Source organism: Halobacterium zhouii, from assembly GCF_021249405.1.
GTDB classification, from domain to species: domain Archaea; phylum Halobacteriota; class Halobacteria; order Halobacteriales; family Halobacteriaceae; genus Halobacterium; species Halobacterium zhouii.
The window spans coordinates 1,751,696-1,768,837 of record NZ_CP089593.1; the positions used below are offsets into that span (position 1 = coordinate 1,751,696).

Genomic DNA, 17,142 nt, shown 5'->3' on the forward strand with positions numbered 1-17,142 from the left:
AATCAGGGCCGAGTGAGCGGCGGGTCAGGCGTCCGCGAGGAAGTTCCGAATCACGTCGTGGCCGGCGCCCGTGAGCACGCTCTCCGGGTGGAACTGCACGCCGACGAGCGGGTGTTCGCGGTGGCGCACCGCCATCGGGAGCGCACCCTCGGGAGTCGTCGCCGACACCTCGAAACAGCCCGGCACCTCGGTACACGCGAGCGAGTGGTAACGCGCCGCCGGGAACCCCTGCTCGACCCCCGCGAACACGCCCGACCCGTCGTGCTCGACCGGACTCGTCTTGCCGTGGACGGGCTCGGGCGCGCGCCCGACTCGCCCTCCGTACTCCTGGACCGCGGCCTCCATCCCGAGACAGACGCCGAGTGTCGGCACATCGGGGCTGACCTCGCGAAGCACAACGCTCGTCACGCCGACGTCGCGGTCGTTCTCTGGGTGTCCGGGACCAGGACTGACGACGATGGCGTCGGGGTTCGCGGCCCGCACGTCCTCGACGCTCGCGGTGTTCTTCAGCACCGTCGTCTCCGGACGCTCGCCACCCACGCGCTGTTCGGAGACGTACTCCACGAGGTTGTACGTGAACGAATCGAAGTTGTCCACGAACAGGACGTTCATCGCTGTGGCCCCGGTTCTGCCGGCGCGCAGTCGTCCGAGTCGGCGTCGGATTCCTCGCGGACGCGCTCGATGGCGTCGAGCACGCCACGCATCTTGGATTCGGTCTCCTCGTACTCGGCGGCGGGGTCGCTATCCGCGACGACGCCCGCCCCGGCGCGCACGCGAACTGTATCCGTGCCGTCGTCCGCCGAATCGTGTTCGACTGTCGCCGACCGGATGGCGATGGCGAACTCGGCGTCGCCCGTCCACGAAACGTAGCCCACACCGCCGCCGTAGATACCCCGAGAGTCGGACTCCAGGTCGTGGACGTGCTCCATCGCGCGGACCTTCGGCGCGCCCGAGAGCGTGCCCGCCGGGAACGACGCGCGAACCGCATCGAAGGCGTCGGGCGACCCCGACTCCCCCGCTCCCGAGCGTGGTCCAGCTACGTCCGCGTCGCCCGCGAGCGTTCCAGTCACCGTGGACTCGATGTGCTGGACGTGACTGTACTTCAGCACGCGCATGAACTCCGGCACGCGCACGCTCCCCGGTTCGCTGACGCGGCGCACATCGTTGCGCGCGAGGTCGACGAGCATCGCGTGCTCGGCGCGCTCCTTCTCGTCGGCGAGCATCTCGCCGGCGAGTCGCCGGTCCTCCACGGGACTACTGCCGCGCGGGCACGTCCCCGCGATGGGGTTGTTGACGACGGTGTCGTCGTGCACTGCGACGAGCGTCTCCGGACTCGCGCCGACGATGGTTCGGTCGCCGTGCGAAAGCAGGAACATGTACGGCGACGGGTTCGTCTCCCGGAGCGACGCGTACAGCGCTCTCGGGTCGACGTCGCCGTCAAGTTCCCGCGTGCGCGAGACGACCGCCTGATACACCTCGCCGTCGAGCACGGCCTCCTTCGCGCGCTCCACCGCGTCCTCGTACTCGCTCCGGGAGCCCGCGCGCTCCGCGGTGATGGACACGCCGCCGAGCGAGGGGTCACCGGCCTCCGCGAGCACGTCCCGCACTCGCGTTGCCTCCGCTCGCAGTCGATTGTACACCGCGTCTGGGTCGTCGCCGGGGCGGACGACAGGCGTGCAGACGAGCGAGATGTCGCCCGTCTCGCGGTCGAAGACGAGCGTCCGCGTCGTCACCACGAACTCCGCGTCCGGGAGCGGCGTCTCCGGGCGCTCCACGCCGACCTCGTCGAGCCAGAGGTCGTAGACGGCGTCGTACGCGAGGAAACCGACGAGGCCGCCGTCGAGCAACTGGCGGTTCCCGTCCGGGAACCCGCGGCGCGGCGCGTCCGGGAGCACCTCCCGGAGGCGGTCGAGCACGTCCGCGCCACTGCCAGCCGAATCCGTGTCCCCGTCGGCAGCGCCACCGGCAGCACCGCCGAGCGACGCTGCCGCCGTCTGCTCCGCCCGGAGTGTCTGAACGTCCGTGCCGTCGGCGTCGACGGCGACGACTGCGTCGGGGTCGTAGCCGACGAACGAGTAGCGTGCGTGACGACGCGCGTTCGCGGAATCCGACTCGTCCGCGCCATCCGGGCGGAACGCCCCGCCGGGATCACTCGCCGCGGTCTTCTCGGCGCTCTCCAGCAGGAACGAGTGGGAACCGTCGGCGAGCGCGTCGTACGCCGCGAGCGGCGACACGTCGACGTCGAGGGTCGCGGCGACGCGGACGACCGCCGGGCCGTCCGCTGCGTGCTCCGTGAACTCCTCGCGCGTGCAATCGAGAACTACGTCGTCCGCGCTCCCCGGGTCGTCCGCCGCGTCGCTCGCACACGCCTGGTCGTCCGCGCCCATCACTCGACCACCGCAGGCCGCCGCGTCGCCGCCTCGACGAACTCGCGGACGGCATCGTGGTCCTTCGTTCCGCCGTCGGACTCGACGCCCGACGCGACGTCCACGGCGAACGGGTCGACGGTTCCGACGGCCTCGCGGACGTTCTCCGGGGTGAGACCGCCGGCGAGCACGACCGGCGAGTCCACTGCGGCCGCGAACTCGCGCGTGGCGTCCCAGTCGTGTGTCCGTCCGGTGCCGCCGGCGCCCGACTCGTCGACGGAGTCCACGAGCAGGGCGTCGGCGACGCTGTCGTAGCGCGCAGCGTCCGGGTTCGTCGCGTCGACAGCCTGCACGACGCGCGGCGTCACGTTCGCAGACACGTAGGAGACGTCCCCCGGGGGCAGGTCGCCGTGCAACTGGAGGACGTCCGGACCGACCCGGGACGCGAGTTCGAGCGCTCGCTCCGGCGTGTCGGGCATCGCGACGAGCACCGTCGAGACGAACGGCGGCGCGCTATCGAGGAGGGAGGCAGCGCGGTCCACACCGACTTCTCTGGGCGAGTCGACGGGCACGTCGGCGACGACGCCGACCGCGTCCGCGCCCGCGTCGACCGCCGCGGCGAGGTCCGCTTCGCTCGTGAGTCCGCAGATCTTCACGCGCGTCATCGAGCGGGAACCGGGTCACAGAGGCGTTCGAGCGTCTCGGCCGCCGCCCCGGAGTCGATGGCCTCGCGGGCCTGTCTCGCGCCGCCGGCGAGCGAGTCGGCCTCGCCGGCGACGTAGATGGCGGCGCCGGCGTTGGCGAGCACGATGTCGCGTTTTGCGCCGGTCACGTCGCCAGTGACGATGCCGCGCAGGTCACGGGCGTTCTCCTCGGGACCGCCCCCAGCGACGTCATCGACGGCGGCTTCGTCGAGACCGAAGTCGGCTGGCGTGACCGTGTACTCCTCGACGGCGTCGCCATCGACCTCCGCGACGGTGGATTCGCCGTGGACGGCGAATTCGTCCAGTCCGTCGCCGTGGACGACGAGTGCGCGCTCGACTGGCAGGCGTGCGAGCGCGTTAGCGAGCACGGGAACGAGGTCGGGGTCGTAGACGCCGACGACCTGCGCGTCCGCGCCGGCGGGGTTCGTGAGCGGTCCGAGGACGTTGAAGATCGTGCGGACGCCGAGTTCCTGGCGCGGGCCGATGACCGCCTTCATCGCGGGGTGGAACGCGGGCGCGTGCATGTATCCGATGCCGTCGTCCTCGATGCGCGCTTCGACGGCCTCGGGGGCCGCGTCGAGGTCCACGCCCACCGTCTCGAGGACGTCGGAACTCCCCGACGACGAGGAGACCGAGTAGTTGCCGTGCTTGGCGACGGGGACGCCGGCGCCGCTGGCGACCAGCGTCGAGGTCGTAGAGACGTTGATGGTGTCGTAGTCGTCGCCGCCGGTGCCACAGGTGTCGACGAGCGGTTCGCGGTCGGGATCGATTGTGCGCGCGGCGTCCCGCATTCCGCGCGCGAACCCCGCGATTTCGGCCTCCGTCTCGCCCTTCGCACGGAGCGCCGCGAGCAGCGCGCCGATCTGGGCGTCCGTTGCGTCCTCGAACAGTCGGGTGGCGGCGTCACGGGCTTCCTCGAGGCTCAAATCTTCGCCCTTGGTGACGCGCTCGATGTATTCCTCCATTGCAATCACTGATGTACGGTTCTGCGTTATAGTGTACAAAACTGTACGTCGACTTAAAGCTGTCGCGGACGCTCGCCACCGGCCCCTCGCTCGGTTCCTCGATTCGAAACCTTAAACTACAACCCCCGGCTACGATTCGATGCGTTCGAAAGCCCCGCGGGTTGGTGGTCTAGTCAGGCTATGACACCTCCTTGACATGGAGGAGGTCGGCGGTTCAAATCCGCCCCAACCCATTCTCTTAAACCTTCACCGCGAAGCGACGGCTCTGTCGCTTCGCGTGAAGTGGTGGTGAATGGCGTTCGGCGGATTTGAACCAGACGAGTCGCAGCCCGGGACGCGAACGAAGTGAGCGACCCGGAACGTCTCGGCGAGGTTCACAATCCGCCCCAACCCACTACTACGACCTTTTACGCTGCGCTCGGCGCGGAGCGCCTCGCTCGGTAAAAGCTCGGCCAAAAGCACTCCTCCTTCACTTCGCTAACGCTCCGTTCAGTCGTCGGCCCGCGCTCACTTCGTTCGCGCGGTAAATCGCCGACCTTCCGGGGCCTGACGGCCCGCTCGGTCGGCGAACGCTATCACGGTAGTAACCGTTCTCAGACCGCGTCCGAGAAGAACCCGAGCGTGTGGCCCACGACGGCGGTGCGGTTCGTGTTGAAACCGTGGTCCTCGCCGGGGATCACAGTGACCGTGGCGTCCGGGATGCGACTCGCGAAGTCCTCGGCGAGATCGACGGGCATGCCGCGTTCCGCGTCGCCACAGAGGATGCGGACGGGCACGTCGATGCGGCCGAGGTCGTCGTCGTCGACGACGTACTCCTCGACGTCGCCGAACTGTTCGTCCTCGACGTCGTCGATGTTCGATTCGTCGCCGAGTTCCATCGTGGCTGGCTCCCACAGGACGACGCGCTCGACGGCGTCGGGAACGTACGTGAGCGTGACGCCGCCACCGAAACTCTTCGCGAGCAGGTAGATGGTCGTACAGCCCTCGGACTGAAGGTACTCGACAGCGGCGTCGACCTCGCGGTGGATCTCGGCGAGGGTTTTCTCGTCGAGTTCCTCGTGGTTCTCCCAGGTGTCGAACCGGAACACCTGCTTGCCGGTGCCCGCGAGTTCGTAGGATATCACGTCGAAGATGTCACCGAACGGCCCGTGGCCCGCTCCGGGGACGACCACAACCCCAGTGTCGGCGTCTGCTCGCTGGGTGTTCAGCCGGCCCTCGTACGTCTCGCCACCGACTTCGAAGTCTACGAGTTCGAGACTCACTCCCTAACACGGTGAGCAATTTGACATAAGTGCTGGGGTGGCTCTGGGTCCGGGGCGGTCACCGAGCGGCGTCACGAGAGCGTTGCGCCGCAGTCCGGGCACTCGTCGTCTACGACCGTTACTTGTGCGTCGCACTCGGGACAGAACTCGAGCCAGCACGCGCGGTCGCCCATGGACGAGCGTTGGGCGGCCAGGGCCATCAATCCTCGCCGTGGAGCGTCTCGTGGAAGCCGACGACGAGCGCGGGCACGACGAGCATGAAGAGGTGTTCCTCGACGGGAATACCGAGGAACTCGACGCCCGTCCGGAGGTGGATTTCGAACACGCCGATGGTCAGCGTGTACCAGTCCCAGACGTACGCCAGCGGGTAGAGCGCCGCGACGGTGACCGCGGCGCGGCGGAGCGCGTCCGCGCGGTAGAGGAGGGCGAACGCGAGCGCGCCGAACACCACCTCAGAGACGAGGTAGGTGAAATCGCCGAAGACGGCGCCGATGTCGGGGAGCACGCCGACGACTTCGGGGTCGAGCCACAAAACTGTGCGAGTTCGTGTACACCCCAGGTGTGAATCTGCAACAAAGTTGAAGGCGTTTCCTTGCGACGTTTCGAGTGAGTGCCCATGGATATAGCCGACATTGCGACGAACGACTACCTGGAGGTCGAAGCCGAGAAACGATTGGGCAAGGTTCGCTCCATCTTCGAGGAGCAGAACCCGAAGGGCATCATCGTCACCGAAGCCGGGCAGTACGAGGGCGTCATCACGCAACGCCAACTCATCCAGTCCCACATCGAGGACGACACGAAGGTGGCGGCGCTCACGACCAGCGCGCCGAAGGTCGACCGCACCGAGGACATCCGGGACACCGCGCGCATGCTCGTCGAGGGCGGAACGAAGATGGCGCCGGTGTTCGAGGCCGGCAAACTCTGGGGCATCATCACCGAGGACGCCATCCTCGAAGCGGTCCTCGACAGCCTCGACGCGCTCACGGTGGGCGACATCTACACCGCCGACGTCGTCACCATCGACGAGGACGACACGATGGGGACGGTCATCAACCAGCTCCGCGAGCACGGCATCTCGCGGCTCCCCGTCGTCGACGAGAGCGGATTCCTCTCGGGTATCGTCACCCGCCACGACATCGTCGACTTCGTCGTGCGGGACAACACGAAGACCACGCTAGGCGACCGCAGCGGCGAGATCGAGCGCCTGCTCGACCTCCCCGTCTACGACGAGATGTCCAGCCCCGTCGAGACGGTGAGCGTCGAGGACAGCGTGCAGGACGCCGTCGAGGAGATGCTCGACAACGACTACTCTGGGCTCGTCGTCACGCCCGCCGACGACGACCGCGTGGTCGGCGGCATCCTCACGAAGACCGACGTGCTGCGCGCGCTCTCCTACACGGAAGAGGAACACCTCGACGTGCAGGTGACGAACATCGAACTCCTCGACACGCTCGGCCGCCAGGAGATCCAGGAGCGCATCGAGGAGGTCGCCGACAAGTACAGCGACATGAACGTCCACCACGCGCACGTCCGCCTCCACAAGCACAAGGAGAAGCTCCGGGGCACGCCGCTCATCCAGGCCCAGATCCGCCTCCGAACGAACAAGGGCCAGGTCGCAGGCACGGGCGAAGGCTACGGCGCCGACAACGCCTTCTACATGGCCCTCGACACCCTCGAGCGGAACGTGCTCGAACTCAAGGGCATCGAGCGCGACGAGGAGTACAAGGGCCAACTCCTCCGGAAGCTGAACGAGCTCTAGCACGCACTTTTTCCAGCGCTCGGCGCGCTCCGCGCGCCGTCGCTTGCAAAAACTTGCGGAAAAAGCACTCCTCCCTCCAGCGCACCGCTTCGCGGTGCTTAGTCGGTCGTCGGCCCGCGCCTCCGGCGCGGTAAACAGCGCGCTCACTCCGTTCGCGCGCTGATGCTTGCTTCCCCGTACCGCACCGTCCGCTCCGCGTTCGAGCGGCGAATCGCCACACGTATGGCTCACAGCCGCGACGCTCGAACCATGAGCGACACGGCGGACGAGAACCTCTACCGGCAGACGGTCGAACTCCTCCGACCGGGCGACGTCGACCTCGCGGGCGCCGTCGTCCACACGACGTACGACTCCGACGAGGAGAGCCTGCTCCACCAGCTGACGCTGGATGCAGGGAACGTCGTCGCCGACCACGCGGAGATGGGCGACACGTACGTCTACTCGGGGAACGACGACTCCGAGTTCGGCGTGAACCAGCACCAGGGGCTGACCATGGAGGACGACGAGTTCGTCTGGGAGTGCCAGCAACTGCTTCGCGACGGTCGCTTCGACCTCGTGCTGTACTGGCGCGCGACCGGCGACCACGACGCGGTACTCGACGATATCCGGGGCATCGAGGGCGTCGAAGAGGTCGTCGGCGTCACCGAGGACGGATTCGAAAAGTAACGGAGTCGGCGGCGACCGCCGGAATCGGCGAGTCGCGTCGTTTATGCGGCGTGGCGCCCGAGACGCGTGCATGGACATCGCGGACCTCGACGAGCGGGACCGCGCGATTCTGAACGCCTTTCAGGGCGGGTTCCCGGTCGTGCAGCGGCCGTTCGAACCGGCCGCGAACGCGCTCCAGTCGCGGGGCGTGGACGTGGACGCCGACGAGTTGCTGGAGCGCATCCGGCGACTCGACGAAGGCGGCATCCTGACCCGATTCGGCGCGCTCATCAACGCCGAGGAGATCGGCGGGAACGCCTCGCTGGTGGCGATGCACGCGCCCGAGGACCGCTTCGAAGAGATCGTGGAGACGATTAACGACCACCGGGAGGTCGCGCACAACTACGAGCGCGAGCACCCGCACCTGAACGTGTGGTTCGTGGTCTCCGTCGCGGACGAAGAACGCATTCCCGAGTTGCTAGCGGAGATAGAAGCAGAGACCGGCCAGGAGACGCACAATCTGCCGAAGCAGCGGGAGTTCCGCGTGGAGGCGAAGTTCCTCGTCGACGGCCCCATCGCGGAGGGGAACGTGGACCTCTCGCATCTCGGCACGAACCCGGAGTGGACCGACCGTGATAGCATCACGCCCGCGGAGCGAAACCTCGTGCTTGCGGTGCAGGACGGCCTGCCGGTCGTGGAGACGCCGTACCGCGCGGTCGCAGACGAGATCGGTGAGGACCCCGAGTGGGTGGTGGAGACGCTCCGGCGGTTCAACGTCGAGGGGAAGGTGCGCCGCGTCGGCGTCATCCCGAACCACTACTCGCTGGGGTACACGGAGAACGGGATGACCGTCTGGGACGTGCCCGACGACGTGGTCGACGAAGTCGGCCCCGAGGTGGCGAGCCTCGACTTCGTCACGCACTGCTACGAGCGCCCGCGCCACGACGGCGTGTGGCCGTACAACTTCTTCGCGATGACTCACGGGCGCTCGGAGGCCGAGAGCGAGGCCCGCATCGAGCGAGTTCGCGAGGTGATGGCCGACCACTGGGACGTCGGCGAGGACGACTGGGACACGCTGTTCTCCACGGAGATCCTGAAGAAGACGGGGATCCGTCTGGCGGAGCGTGCGGACGCCAACACTGCGTGACCGGCGCAAACACACATGATACCACTGTTCCACGACTTCACCAGTGAACGCGCGCTCGTGGTCGGCGGCGGGTCGGTCGGCGCGCGGAAGGCGCGACGGTTCGCCCGCGAGGCAGACGTCGTCGTCCTCAGCCCGGAGTTCGGGGACGGGGACTTCGGTGACTCCGAGTGCGTTCGCGCGGCGCCAGAACTCGACGACGCCACCGAGTGGGTGGAGCGCGTCGACCCAGTACTCGTAGTTACAGCGACGGACGACGAGGCGGTCAACGACGCGTTCGCGTCGGCGGCGCGGGACGCCGGCGCGCTCGTGAACCGCGCCGACCGGTCGGGCGCGGGAGACGCGGACGACGAGACGGCCGGGGGCCGCGACGTCGACGACGTGGTCGTGCCGGCGACGGTGCGCGACGGCCCGGTGACCGTCGCGTTCGCCACCGGCGGCGCGAGTCCGGCGCTCTCGAAGCACCTGCGCGAACACGTCGAATCCGAGTTCGACGGGGCTCTCGCGGGCGTCGGCGCGATGGCGGACCTGACCGCAGACCTGCGCGCCGACCTGAAAGCGGCAGACGTCGCCCCGGAAACCCGCCGCGAGGCCGTGCGAGCGGTCGTGCGCTCGGACCAGGTTTGGAAGGCTTTACGTACCGCAAGCGCCAACCCCCGGAAAACCGCCGACGACGTGGCGTCACGCGTCGTGGGCAACTCAAAGTGGTCCACGTGAACGGAAACACAGGCGTCGTCTCGGGCGTACGGGTCTCCCACCGAACGGCCTCCCTCGAGGAACTGGAGGCCGCAGGGGTCACAGCGGAGGCCGACGCGCTCGAGGCGTTGCTCGACCGACCCGTAGTCGAAGAGGCGCTCGTCCTGCAGACGTGCCACCGCGTCGAAGCGTACGTCGTGACCGACGACGCGGCGACCGGACGGCGCGCGCTCGCCAGGGCAGACTTCGACCCCGCGGACCCGGGGGCCGTCTCGATGGGGCACGAGGACAGCCTGCGCCACCTCCTCCGGGTGGCCGCGGGCCTCGAGTCGCTGGTCGTCGGCGAGGACCAGATCATCGGCCAGCTCCGGGACGCCTACGAGACGGCCCGGGAGGCGGACGCCATCGGCCCGGTGCTCCAGGAGGCCGCGACGAAGGCGATGCACGTCGGGGAACGCGCGCGGACGGAGACCGCCATCAACGAGGGCGCGACCTCCCTCGGGAGCGCCGCGGTCCGCCTCGCGGAGCGCCACACCGACCTCCAGGGCGCGACCGCGCTGGTCGTCGGCGCGGGCGAGATGGGGTCACTCGCCGTGAAGTCGTTCGCCAGCGCGGGCGTCGAGCGCGTCGTCGTCGCGAACCGCACCGAGAAGCGCGCCCGACTGGTCGCGGACGCCGCGGACGCACCGGCGGAAGTCGCCGGCCTCGACGGCCTCGCCGAACACGCTGCGGACGCGGACGTGGTGGTGACCGCGACCGGCAGCCCCGGTCATCTCGTGGACGCCGACGCGCTGACGGACGCGGGCGAGACGGTGGTCGTCGACCTCGCGCAACCGCGGGACGTCCCGCCCGCCGCGGCGGACGCTCCGGACGTCTCCGTCCACGACCTGGACGACCTCGAAGCGGTCACGGCGGCGACCCGGGAGCGCCGCGAGGACGCCGCCCGCGAGGTGGAAACGATGATCGCCGAGGAGTTCGAGCGACTGCTCGCCCAGTACAAGCGCAAGCGCGCCGACGAGGTCATCGCGCACATGTACGAGAGCGCGGACCGCCTGAAGAACCGGGAGGTGTCGACCGCAGTGTCGCGCCTGGAGGCCGCCGACGGCGAGTTCTCCGAGGAGCAACGCGAGGTCGTGGAGTCGATGGCGGACGCGCTCGTCAACCAGTTGCTCGCGGCGCCGACCAGGAGCCTGCGGGAGGCCGCCGCGGAGGACGACTGGTCGACCATCGCCACCGCGCTCGACCTCTTCGACCCCCAGTTCGAGGAGGGCATGCCCTTCGACGCGGCCCCACAGAGCGCGATGGCCGAGTCCGAGGACGACTAGGCTCGTTTGCAGTACTATCAAGCATCGTCCAGTACGTCCGAAAAGCCACTGTGATTTTCTGGATGAATCCGTTCTGTTGACAGCCAGAAAGCCCCGGCTGGAGTGGACCATCTCGCTTCTGCGGACACGGAAGAACGTCAGCCCACTCCAGCCGGGCTTTCCGGGTGTCAATAGCCGAGAGCATAATTCACGCTACGGACTCTCCGGCGAGTATTGTTATGTGGCTGGCGAGTGACGCCACACGCATGAGCGACGTGCTCGAAGAAGACGAGATTCGGAGTGGACTGCCCCACGGCTGGCGATTAGTGGGCGACGAGATCGTGCGCGTCTACGAGTTCGACGACTACCTGGCGGGCGTGGCGTTCGCTTCCGAGGTCGGCGAACTCGCCGACGAGGAGTTCCACCACCCCGAGATCCAGATCCGCTACGACGAGGTGGAGGTGCAGTTCACGAGCCACGAGGCTGGCGGCGTCACCGAACAGGACCTCGAGATGGCCGAGCGGACGGACGACCTGCGGTGATGGCGGACCCCCGGATGGAGGGGTGCCGGCTGACAGCGGGTCCGTAGATGAACGCGCGCTACGTGTTCGCGGTGCGGTTCCGACTGGAGCCAACCAGTGGCGTCTCCGTGGACCCGGCGACCTTCGAGACGCGACTGTTCCGCCCGGCGGACCCGCCGGGCGAACCCGGGTGGCTGTTCTTCCGGGACAACCTCTGGCGGGGCGACCTGGCCGACCCGGAGCATTTCCGCGGGTTGGCTGCGGACGCGCTCGGCGTGCCCGTAGAGTCAGTGGAGTACCGTGCGTTCGAGATGGAACGCGAGCACCGCGCCGCGTTCGAGGACGCGGTCGCCGCGAACCTCGACTCGTTCAACGCCGACTCCGCGACCGAAGCGGTGAGCAAGTACCTCGGAAGTTCACTCGAAGTGCGCGACTAGTCGCGGCTGGCTGCCCGTTACGGGTCCTATAACTATGCCGTTGTCCGCCGTCTCCGCTGGCATATGTCACAGGCCAGTGCAGTCACGTGTCCGTACTGCAAGACCCGCTTCGAACCCGACTCGCTTCCCGATAGCTCCGCGCTGGGCCAGCGCACGGACCGACTGAAGGGGACGGAACTCGAGTGTGTCTCCTGTGGCGACGACTTCGAGTTCTTCTTCTACTGATCCCGAGCGAGTGGTCGACGACCCGACGCGGCCCGGTTCGTGACGGTTCAGCCACAACTTGGTCAGAAACCGTTTGCGTGCTCTCGTCGACGGTTAGGCCACCATGCGCAGTGAACACCTCGTGGTCGGTGTCGTGGTGCTCCTCGTGACCGCCGGCTTCGGTGTCGCGGGCACCGCGTCGTCGCTGACCCCCGGCACGGAGAATGTATCACAGACGAGCGCCGTCCAGTCGGCCAACTGCAACTACACTTCGTTGTACGACCAGACCATCGACTCCGTCGTGGGCGTCGCCACGACGTCCGGACAGGGCTCCGGGTTCGTCTACCAGACGTTCGAGGGCAACAACACCAGTTACGTCGTCACGAACGCACACGTCGTCGGCGACGCGAGCACAGTCACCGTCGAGTTGGCCACCGAGACCCAGCGCACCGGCGAAGTGGTGGGCCGGAACCAGTTGGCGGACCTCGCGGTCGTCCGCGTGAACGACACGCCGAGTTCCGTCGAAGCGCTGCCCGTCGCGGAGACGGTTCCCGAACAGGGCCGCAGGGTCGCCGCGTTCGGGCGGCCGTTCGGGCTCGACGAGACCATCACGCACGGCATCATCAGCGGCGTGAACCGATCACTGCCGACGACCCAGACCGCCGCCGTGCCGACCGTCATCCAGACGGACGCGCCGATCAACCCCGGTAACAGCGGCGGGCCGCTGGTCACCTGCAACGGCACCGTCGTCGGCGTCAACACCGCGGGAATCCCGGCCGAGCGAGCCGACAACATCGGCTTCGTCATCCCCGCGACGCTCGTCCAGCAGGTCGTGCCGGCGCTCATCCAGAACGGCTCCTACGACTTCGCGTATCTCGGCGTGACGCCGGCACCCATGACGCCGGCGCTCGCGGAAGCAAACGACCTCAACACGACCGAGGGCGTGTACGTCCACCGCGCTCTCCAGGGCGGGCCGGCGGCCGGCGTGCTGCAGGGCACGACGGGGTACGAGACCGTCCAGGGGTCACGGATTCCGGTCGGCGGGGACGTCATCGTCAGCGTCGCCGGCCAGCCCGTGAACTCCGCGGAGGAGCTCTCGACGTTCCTGTTGACGCAGAGTCAGCCCGGCGACACCGTGACGCTCACGGTGATTCGCGACGGCGAACGCCAGCAGGTCGAGGTGACGCTCGGCGAGCGCCCCGGGCCGGCGAACGCGTCGCCCTGACCGAACGCCGGTTCGCGCTCGACCACTCGGAACGGCGACCAGCCGTGGGCCGGTCCAGTCGTCCGGAACACACTTACAGGAGTCCGACGTATTCACGCGCCTAATGGGCACCTCGTCCACGGACGACGCCGCTGCGGCATTCGAGGACGCCCCGGCGTCCGCCTACGACGTCTGGCTGTTCGACCTCGACGGCACGCTCGTCGACACCGAGTGGTCGTACACCCGAGAGGTGTTCGACCGCGTCGGCGACCGCATCGGCCGCGAGTTCACCGACCGGGAGGCCGAGATTTTGTGGCACGGCCTCGGCGGGTCGCGCAACGAACAGCTCCGCGAGTGGGGCCTGACCCCGCCCGCGTTCTGGGACGCGTTCCACGACGTCGAGGACCCGGCGGCCCGCGCTGACGCTACCTACCTCTTCGAGGACGCCGAACACGTCGCCGACATCGACGCGCCGGTCGGCGTCGTCACGCACTGCGCGGAGTTCCTCGCCGAACCCGTCATGGAGAATCTCGACATCGCGGACTGGTTCGACGTCGTACTGTGCTGTGACGACGACACCGGGTGGAAACCCGACCCGCGGCCGCTCGAACTCGCGCTGGCGGATGTCGGCGCGGACCCGTCCCAGCACGCCGGCGTCTACGTCGGCGACGCCGAGAGCGACATGGGCGCCGCCGCGAACGCGGGCCTCGACGGCGTCCACGTCGAACGCCACGAACCCGGGATGCGCGGCCACTGCGTGCTCGGTGACCGCCGCGTCGACACCTTCGACGTGCTGTTCTCACAGTCCGCGGCGAGCGACTGACTGCCGCTCGCGCGGTCCGAGCCATTCGGAGCCCGTTCCACCCGATGTCTGTTCTGTGGCACGCGCGCCACCCAGCATGTCCTGGGTGTTTTCCGTGCGTTTCGTGCGGGCTTCCAGACCATATCCTGGTGCTCACGGACCGTTTCGAGGTGCGCCCGGAACGTTTCGCCCGTTCCATTCGGTGACGGACCTACTCAATTCGACGACGAGACGACGCCCGCCCTATCCCCCGATTAAACGCGATTAATTCGGGTTAACCGTCGGAAATCCGGGCCGACGAACTGCCCCGTTCAAGGGTACACGGGTCGTTGGAACAGGTGGCGGCAACGCACACGCCGCCGCTCAGGGCACACCACGCATCCGCCCCACGTCCGGCGGGCATCCCTTCCCCCTCACCGCCGGCGCCGGGGCGAACGGGTCACGCGACCCCTCCCCCACTACGCGTGACCCCACACGGTTGCAGTCAGTGTCGACTCGATGTCAGAGGTACAGCGCGCGGCACTCACCTCGAACCCCGCCGGGTCCGATCGGTGACCGCCGCGCCACCCCCGTTCGACTGAGTTCTGTCGCCGCGACCACCGGACTTTTCGCCCCGCCCCACGAACGTAGCGACATGTCCCGCCTTCGAGACGCACTGGGGAACCTCCCCGACGCCGTCTTCGTCGACGTACTGGAGAGTGACGACGAGTATCTGCTCGTCGTCGACGTGCCCGGCGTCACCGCGGACACACTCGACGTCCGAGTCGAGGGGCAGAAACTCGTCGTCGACGCACACCGCGAGAAAGACGTCCCGTCGGAGTTCGAGTACCGCAGGGAGGAGCGGTCGCTGTTCCTCGACGTCGAACTCCCGCTTCCGCTCGACGCTACCGACACCGGGTCGAGCGCGAGCGTCGAATCGGGCGTGCTCGAAGTCCGGCTGCCGAAGGAGGGCGGCGAGGCCCGTCACGTTCCCATCGAGGAGTAGACGGTGGCGCTGCTCCGGTCGTATCGACGCTTCGTCGTCGTCGCCTGGCAGTTCCTGCCGCTCGTCTGGGGCTACCTGCGGGACCGCCGGCGGTTCGTGTTGTTCGGCGGCCAGCGTCGAGTCACCAGCGAGACGCGCGTCGAGCGCGCCCAACGCCTGCTCGACTCGCTTTTGACCCTCGGCCCGACGTTCATCAAACTCGGACAGTTGCTCTCCACGCGCCCGGACGTGCTCCCGCCGGAGTACGTCGACGTGCTCACGGAACTCCAGGACCGCGTGCCGCCCGCGGACTGGGTGGACGCGAGGGTCGTCCTCGAGGAGGAACTCGGCCCCGTCGAGGACGCCTTCGACGACTTCGACACTGACCCCGTCAGCGGCGCGAGTCTCGGGCAGGTGTACACCGCCGAGGTGGACGGCGAGCGCGTCGCCGTGAAGGTGCGGCGGCCCGGCATCGAGGAGCTCGTGGAGGCGGACCTCCGCGTCATCCGGTGGACGGTGCCACTCATCGCGCGATTCGTCGGCGAATCGCGGGCGTTCAGCCTGGAGAACCTCACCGACGAGTTCGCGAAGACCATCCGCGAGGAGATGGACTACGTCCGGGAGGCCGAGATGCTCTCGGAGATCGGGGCGAACTTCGCGGACGACCCGAACGTCGTCGTCCCGGAGGTGTACGAGACCCACTCGGGTGGCCGCGTGCTCACCATGCAGTACATCCCGGGCACGAAGATATCGGACGTTGACACACTCGACGAGCAGGGCGTCGACCGCTCGGCGGTCGCCGAGACCGTCGAGCGCGCGTACCTCAAGATGATCATCGACGACGGCGTGTTCCACGCCGACCCCCACCCCGGGAACCTCGCGGTACAGTCCGATGGCACCGTCGTCTTCTACGACTTCGGGATGAGCGGCCGGGTCGACGAGCACGTCCAGAACACCATCGTGGAGTTCTACGTCGCGGTCGCCAACCAGGACATCGACGCCATCCTGGACGCGCTCATCGACATGGGGACCCTCTCCCCGGAGGCTGACCGCGCGACGATGGCGGAGGTGATGGAACTCGCCATCCAGGACGCGCGCGGGGAGAACATCGAGACGTACCGCGTCCAGCAGATCGTCGGGAAGGTCGAGGACACCATCTACGAGTTCCCGCTGCGTCTGCCGTCGAACCTCGCGCTCGTGTTGCGCGTCGCGACCGTCGTGGAGGGCGTCTGCGTGACCCTCGACGAGGAGTTCGACTTCATCTCGGTGGCGACCGAGTACCTCACCGAGCAGGGCTACCGCGAGGAGTCCATCCGGCAGTTCGCCACCGAGACCGCCGAGGACGTCCGCGAGTCCGCCCAGTCGACGATCCGCCTCGCGCCCAAAATCGAACGCGCCCTCGACCGCGTGGACCGCGACGACTTCTACGTGCGCGCCGACATCGAGGACGGCGACGGCGTCGTCGACCGCCTCGCTCGCCGCATCGTCCTGGGTCTCGTGCTCGCGACGAGCGTGCCGACGACCGCGCTACTGTACGTCACCGCGGACCTCGCGGCCACCGGCGTCTCCGCAGCGTTCACGCTGCTCGTCGCGGCGGCGCTCTACCGGTCGTTCAAGGAGCGCCGCGGCATCCGGGCGACTCCGCAGTTCACGCGCCAGAATCTCCGAGAGCGCCGGCGGGAATAACACCCCGAGCGAGGAGTTGAGTACCCGGCCGTGTGGCGCTCTCCCGCCCAGAGAGCGTTCCAAACCGTTTATACGAACAGGGAAGAATCAGATTGCATGGCGAAAGAGCAGAAGGAAGTGCGCGAACTGCAGGAAGGCAACTACGTCATAGTCGAGGAGGCCGCCTGCAAGATCAACTCCTACAGCACCGCGAAGCCGGGCAAGCACGGTAGCGCGAAGGCCCGCATCGACGCGGAGGGCGTCTTCGACGAGAAGAAGCGCTCGCTCAGTCAGCCCGTCGACGCGAAGATCTGGGTGCCGATAATCGGCCGCAAGCAGGGCCAGATCGTCTCCAAGGAGTCTGAGACCGTCGCGCAGGTCATGGACCTCGACACCTACGAGACGGTGACGATGGAGATCCCCGGAGACATCGACGTGCAGGCCGACGACAACATCGAGTACCTCGAGTTCGAAGGCCAGCGGAAGATCCTCGACTAAGG

19 protein-coding genes and 1 tRNA gene are annotated in these 17,142 nt (G+C 68.0%); 14 read left to right on the forward strand and 6 right to left on the reverse strand.

The window, feature by feature from the left end; all coding sequences use genetic code 11:
• Positions 1-24 precede the first annotated feature (24 nt).
• The 4 genes from trpG to trpD are packed head-to-tail and all read right to left on the reverse strand — an operon-like array spanning position 25 to position 4,035.
• On the reverse strand, positions 25-612 hold the full coding sequence (gene trpG, locus LT970_RS09060; RefSeq protein WP_232686141.1) for an anthranilate synthase component II: 588 nt from the start codon (positions 610-612) through the stop codon (positions 25-27).
• Positions 609-2,387, reverse strand: coding sequence for an anthranilate synthase component I (gene trpE / locus LT970_RS09065; protein ID WP_232686142.1), 1,779 nt, complete (start codon positions 2,385-2,387; stop codon positions 609-611). The genes trpG and trpE overlap by 4 nt, the downstream gene beginning before the upstream one ends.
• On the reverse strand, positions 2,387-3,031 hold the full coding sequence (locus tag LT970_RS09070) for a phosphoribosylanthranilate isomerase (protein WP_232686143.1): 645 nt from the start codon (positions 3,029-3,031) through the stop codon (positions 2,387-2,389). Before LT970_RS09070 ends, trpE begins: the two co-directional genes overlap by 1 nt.
• On the reverse strand, positions 3,028-4,035 hold the full coding sequence (gene trpD / locus LT970_RS09075; RefSeq protein ID WP_232686144.1) for an anthranilate phosphoribosyltransferase: 1,008 nt from the start codon (positions 4,033-4,035) through the stop codon (positions 3,028-3,030). Before trpD ends, LT970_RS09070 begins: the two co-directional genes overlap by 4 nt.
• 158 nt (positions 4,036-4,193) lie before the next feature.
• Between trpD and LT970_RS09080 the strand changes: the two genes are divergently transcribed.
• A tRNA-Val gene (locus LT970_RS09080) sits at positions 4,194-4,268 on the forward strand.
• A 360-nt stretch (positions 4,269-4,628) separates the two neighbouring features.
• Here the strand turns inward: LT970_RS09080 and LT970_RS09085 are convergent.
• Entirely contained in the window at positions 4,629-5,297 is a 669-nt protein-coding gene (locus LT970_RS09085) for an alpha/beta hydrolase (RefSeq protein WP_232686145.1), read from the reverse strand.
• Positions 5,298-5,496: 199 nt separating this feature from the next.
• The gene (locus LT970_RS09090) at positions 5,497-5,802 is read right to left on the reverse strand and encodes a lycopene cyclase domain-containing protein (protein ID WP_232686146.1); all 306 of its coding nucleotides are present in this window, start codon (positions 5,800-5,802) and stop codon (positions 5,497-5,499) included.
• A 111-nt stretch (positions 5,803-5,913) separates the two neighbouring features.
• On the opposite strand from LT970_RS09090, the gene LT970_RS09095 reads away from it, so the two are divergent.
• The 13 genes from LT970_RS09095 (at position 5,914) to LT970_RS09155 (ending at position 17,140) form a co-directional block, all read left to right on the forward strand.
• On the forward strand, positions 5,914-7,056 hold the full coding sequence (locus LT970_RS09095) for a CBS domain-containing protein (RefSeq protein WP_232686147.1): 1,143 nt from the start codon (positions 5,914-5,916) through the stop codon (positions 7,054-7,056).
• A 249-nt stretch (positions 7,057-7,305) separates the two neighbouring features.
• Positions 7,306-7,722, forward strand: coding sequence for a DUF5778 family protein (locus tag LT970_RS09100; protein ID WP_232686148.1), 417 nt, complete (start codon positions 7,306-7,308; stop codon positions 7,720-7,722).
• 70 nt (positions 7,723-7,792) lie between these two features.
• Complete coding sequence (ahbB, locus tag LT970_RS09105; RefSeq protein ID WP_232686149.1) at positions 7,793-8,848, forward strand: siroheme decarboxylase subunit beta; 1,056 nt, start codon at positions 7,793-7,795, stop codon at positions 8,846-8,848.
• Positions 8,849-8,863: 15 nt separating this feature from the next.
• Positions 8,864-9,562: a precorrin-2 dehydrogenase/sirohydrochlorin ferrochelatase family protein gene (locus LT970_RS09110; protein ID WP_232686150.1), complete on the forward strand. Its 699-nt coding sequence runs from the start codon at positions 8,864-8,866 to the stop codon at positions 9,560-9,562.
• Positions 9,559-10,866 carry a glutamyl-tRNA reductase gene (hemA, locus tag LT970_RS09115; protein WP_232686151.1) on the forward strand — a complete coding sequence of 436 codons (1,308 nt, stop codon included), beginning with the start codon at positions 9,559-9,561 and terminating at the stop codon, positions 10,864-10,866. The genes LT970_RS09110 and hemA overlap by 4 nt, the downstream gene beginning before the upstream one ends.
• 245 nt (positions 10,867-11,111) lie before the next feature.
• Positions 11,112-11,387, forward strand: coding sequence for a 4a-hydroxytetrahydrobiopterin dehydratase (locus tag LT970_RS09120; RefSeq protein ID WP_232686152.1), 276 nt, complete (start codon positions 11,112-11,114; stop codon positions 11,385-11,387).
• A gap of 47 nt (positions 11,388-11,434) precedes the next feature.
• Positions 11,435-11,803, forward strand: a complete 369-nt coding sequence (lwrS, locus tag LT970_RS09125) for an LWR-salt protein (protein WP_232686153.1) — start codon at positions 11,435-11,437, stop codon at positions 11,801-11,803.
• Positions 11,804-11,866: 63 nt separating this feature from the next.
• The gene (locus LT970_RS09130; protein ID WP_232686154.1) at positions 11,867-12,028 is read left to right on the forward strand and encodes a hypothetical protein; all 162 of its coding nucleotides are present in this window, start codon (positions 11,867-11,869) and stop codon (positions 12,026-12,028) included.
• A 103-nt stretch (positions 12,029-12,131) separates the two neighbouring features.
• The gene (locus tag LT970_RS09135) at positions 12,132-13,232 is read left to right on the forward strand and encodes a S1C family serine protease (protein WP_232686155.1); all 1,101 of its coding nucleotides are present in this window, start codon (positions 12,132-12,134) and stop codon (positions 13,230-13,232) included.
• A 103-nt stretch (positions 13,233-13,335) separates the two neighbouring features.
• Positions 13,336-14,034 (forward strand): HAD family hydrolase, encoded by a 699-nt coding sequence (locus LT970_RS09140; RefSeq protein WP_232686156.1) that lies wholly within the window; start codon positions 13,336-13,338, stop codon positions 14,032-14,034.
• A gap of 613 nt (positions 14,035-14,647) precedes the next feature.
• Entirely contained in the window at positions 14,648-14,998 is a 351-nt protein-coding gene (locus tag LT970_RS09145; RefSeq protein WP_232686157.1) for an Hsp20/alpha crystallin family protein, read from the forward strand.
• Between the two features lie 3 nt (positions 14,999-15,001).
• On the forward strand, positions 15,002-16,663 hold the full coding sequence (locus tag LT970_RS09150; protein WP_232686158.1) for an ABC1 kinase family protein: 1,662 nt from the start codon (positions 15,002-15,004) through the stop codon (positions 16,661-16,663).
• A 96-nt stretch (positions 16,664-16,759) separates the two neighbouring features.
• Positions 16,760-17,140, forward strand: coding sequence for a translation initiation factor IF-5A (locus tag LT970_RS09155; protein WP_232686159.1), 381 nt, complete (start codon positions 16,760-16,762; stop codon positions 17,138-17,140).
• Positions 17,141-17,142: the final 2 nt, after the last annotated feature.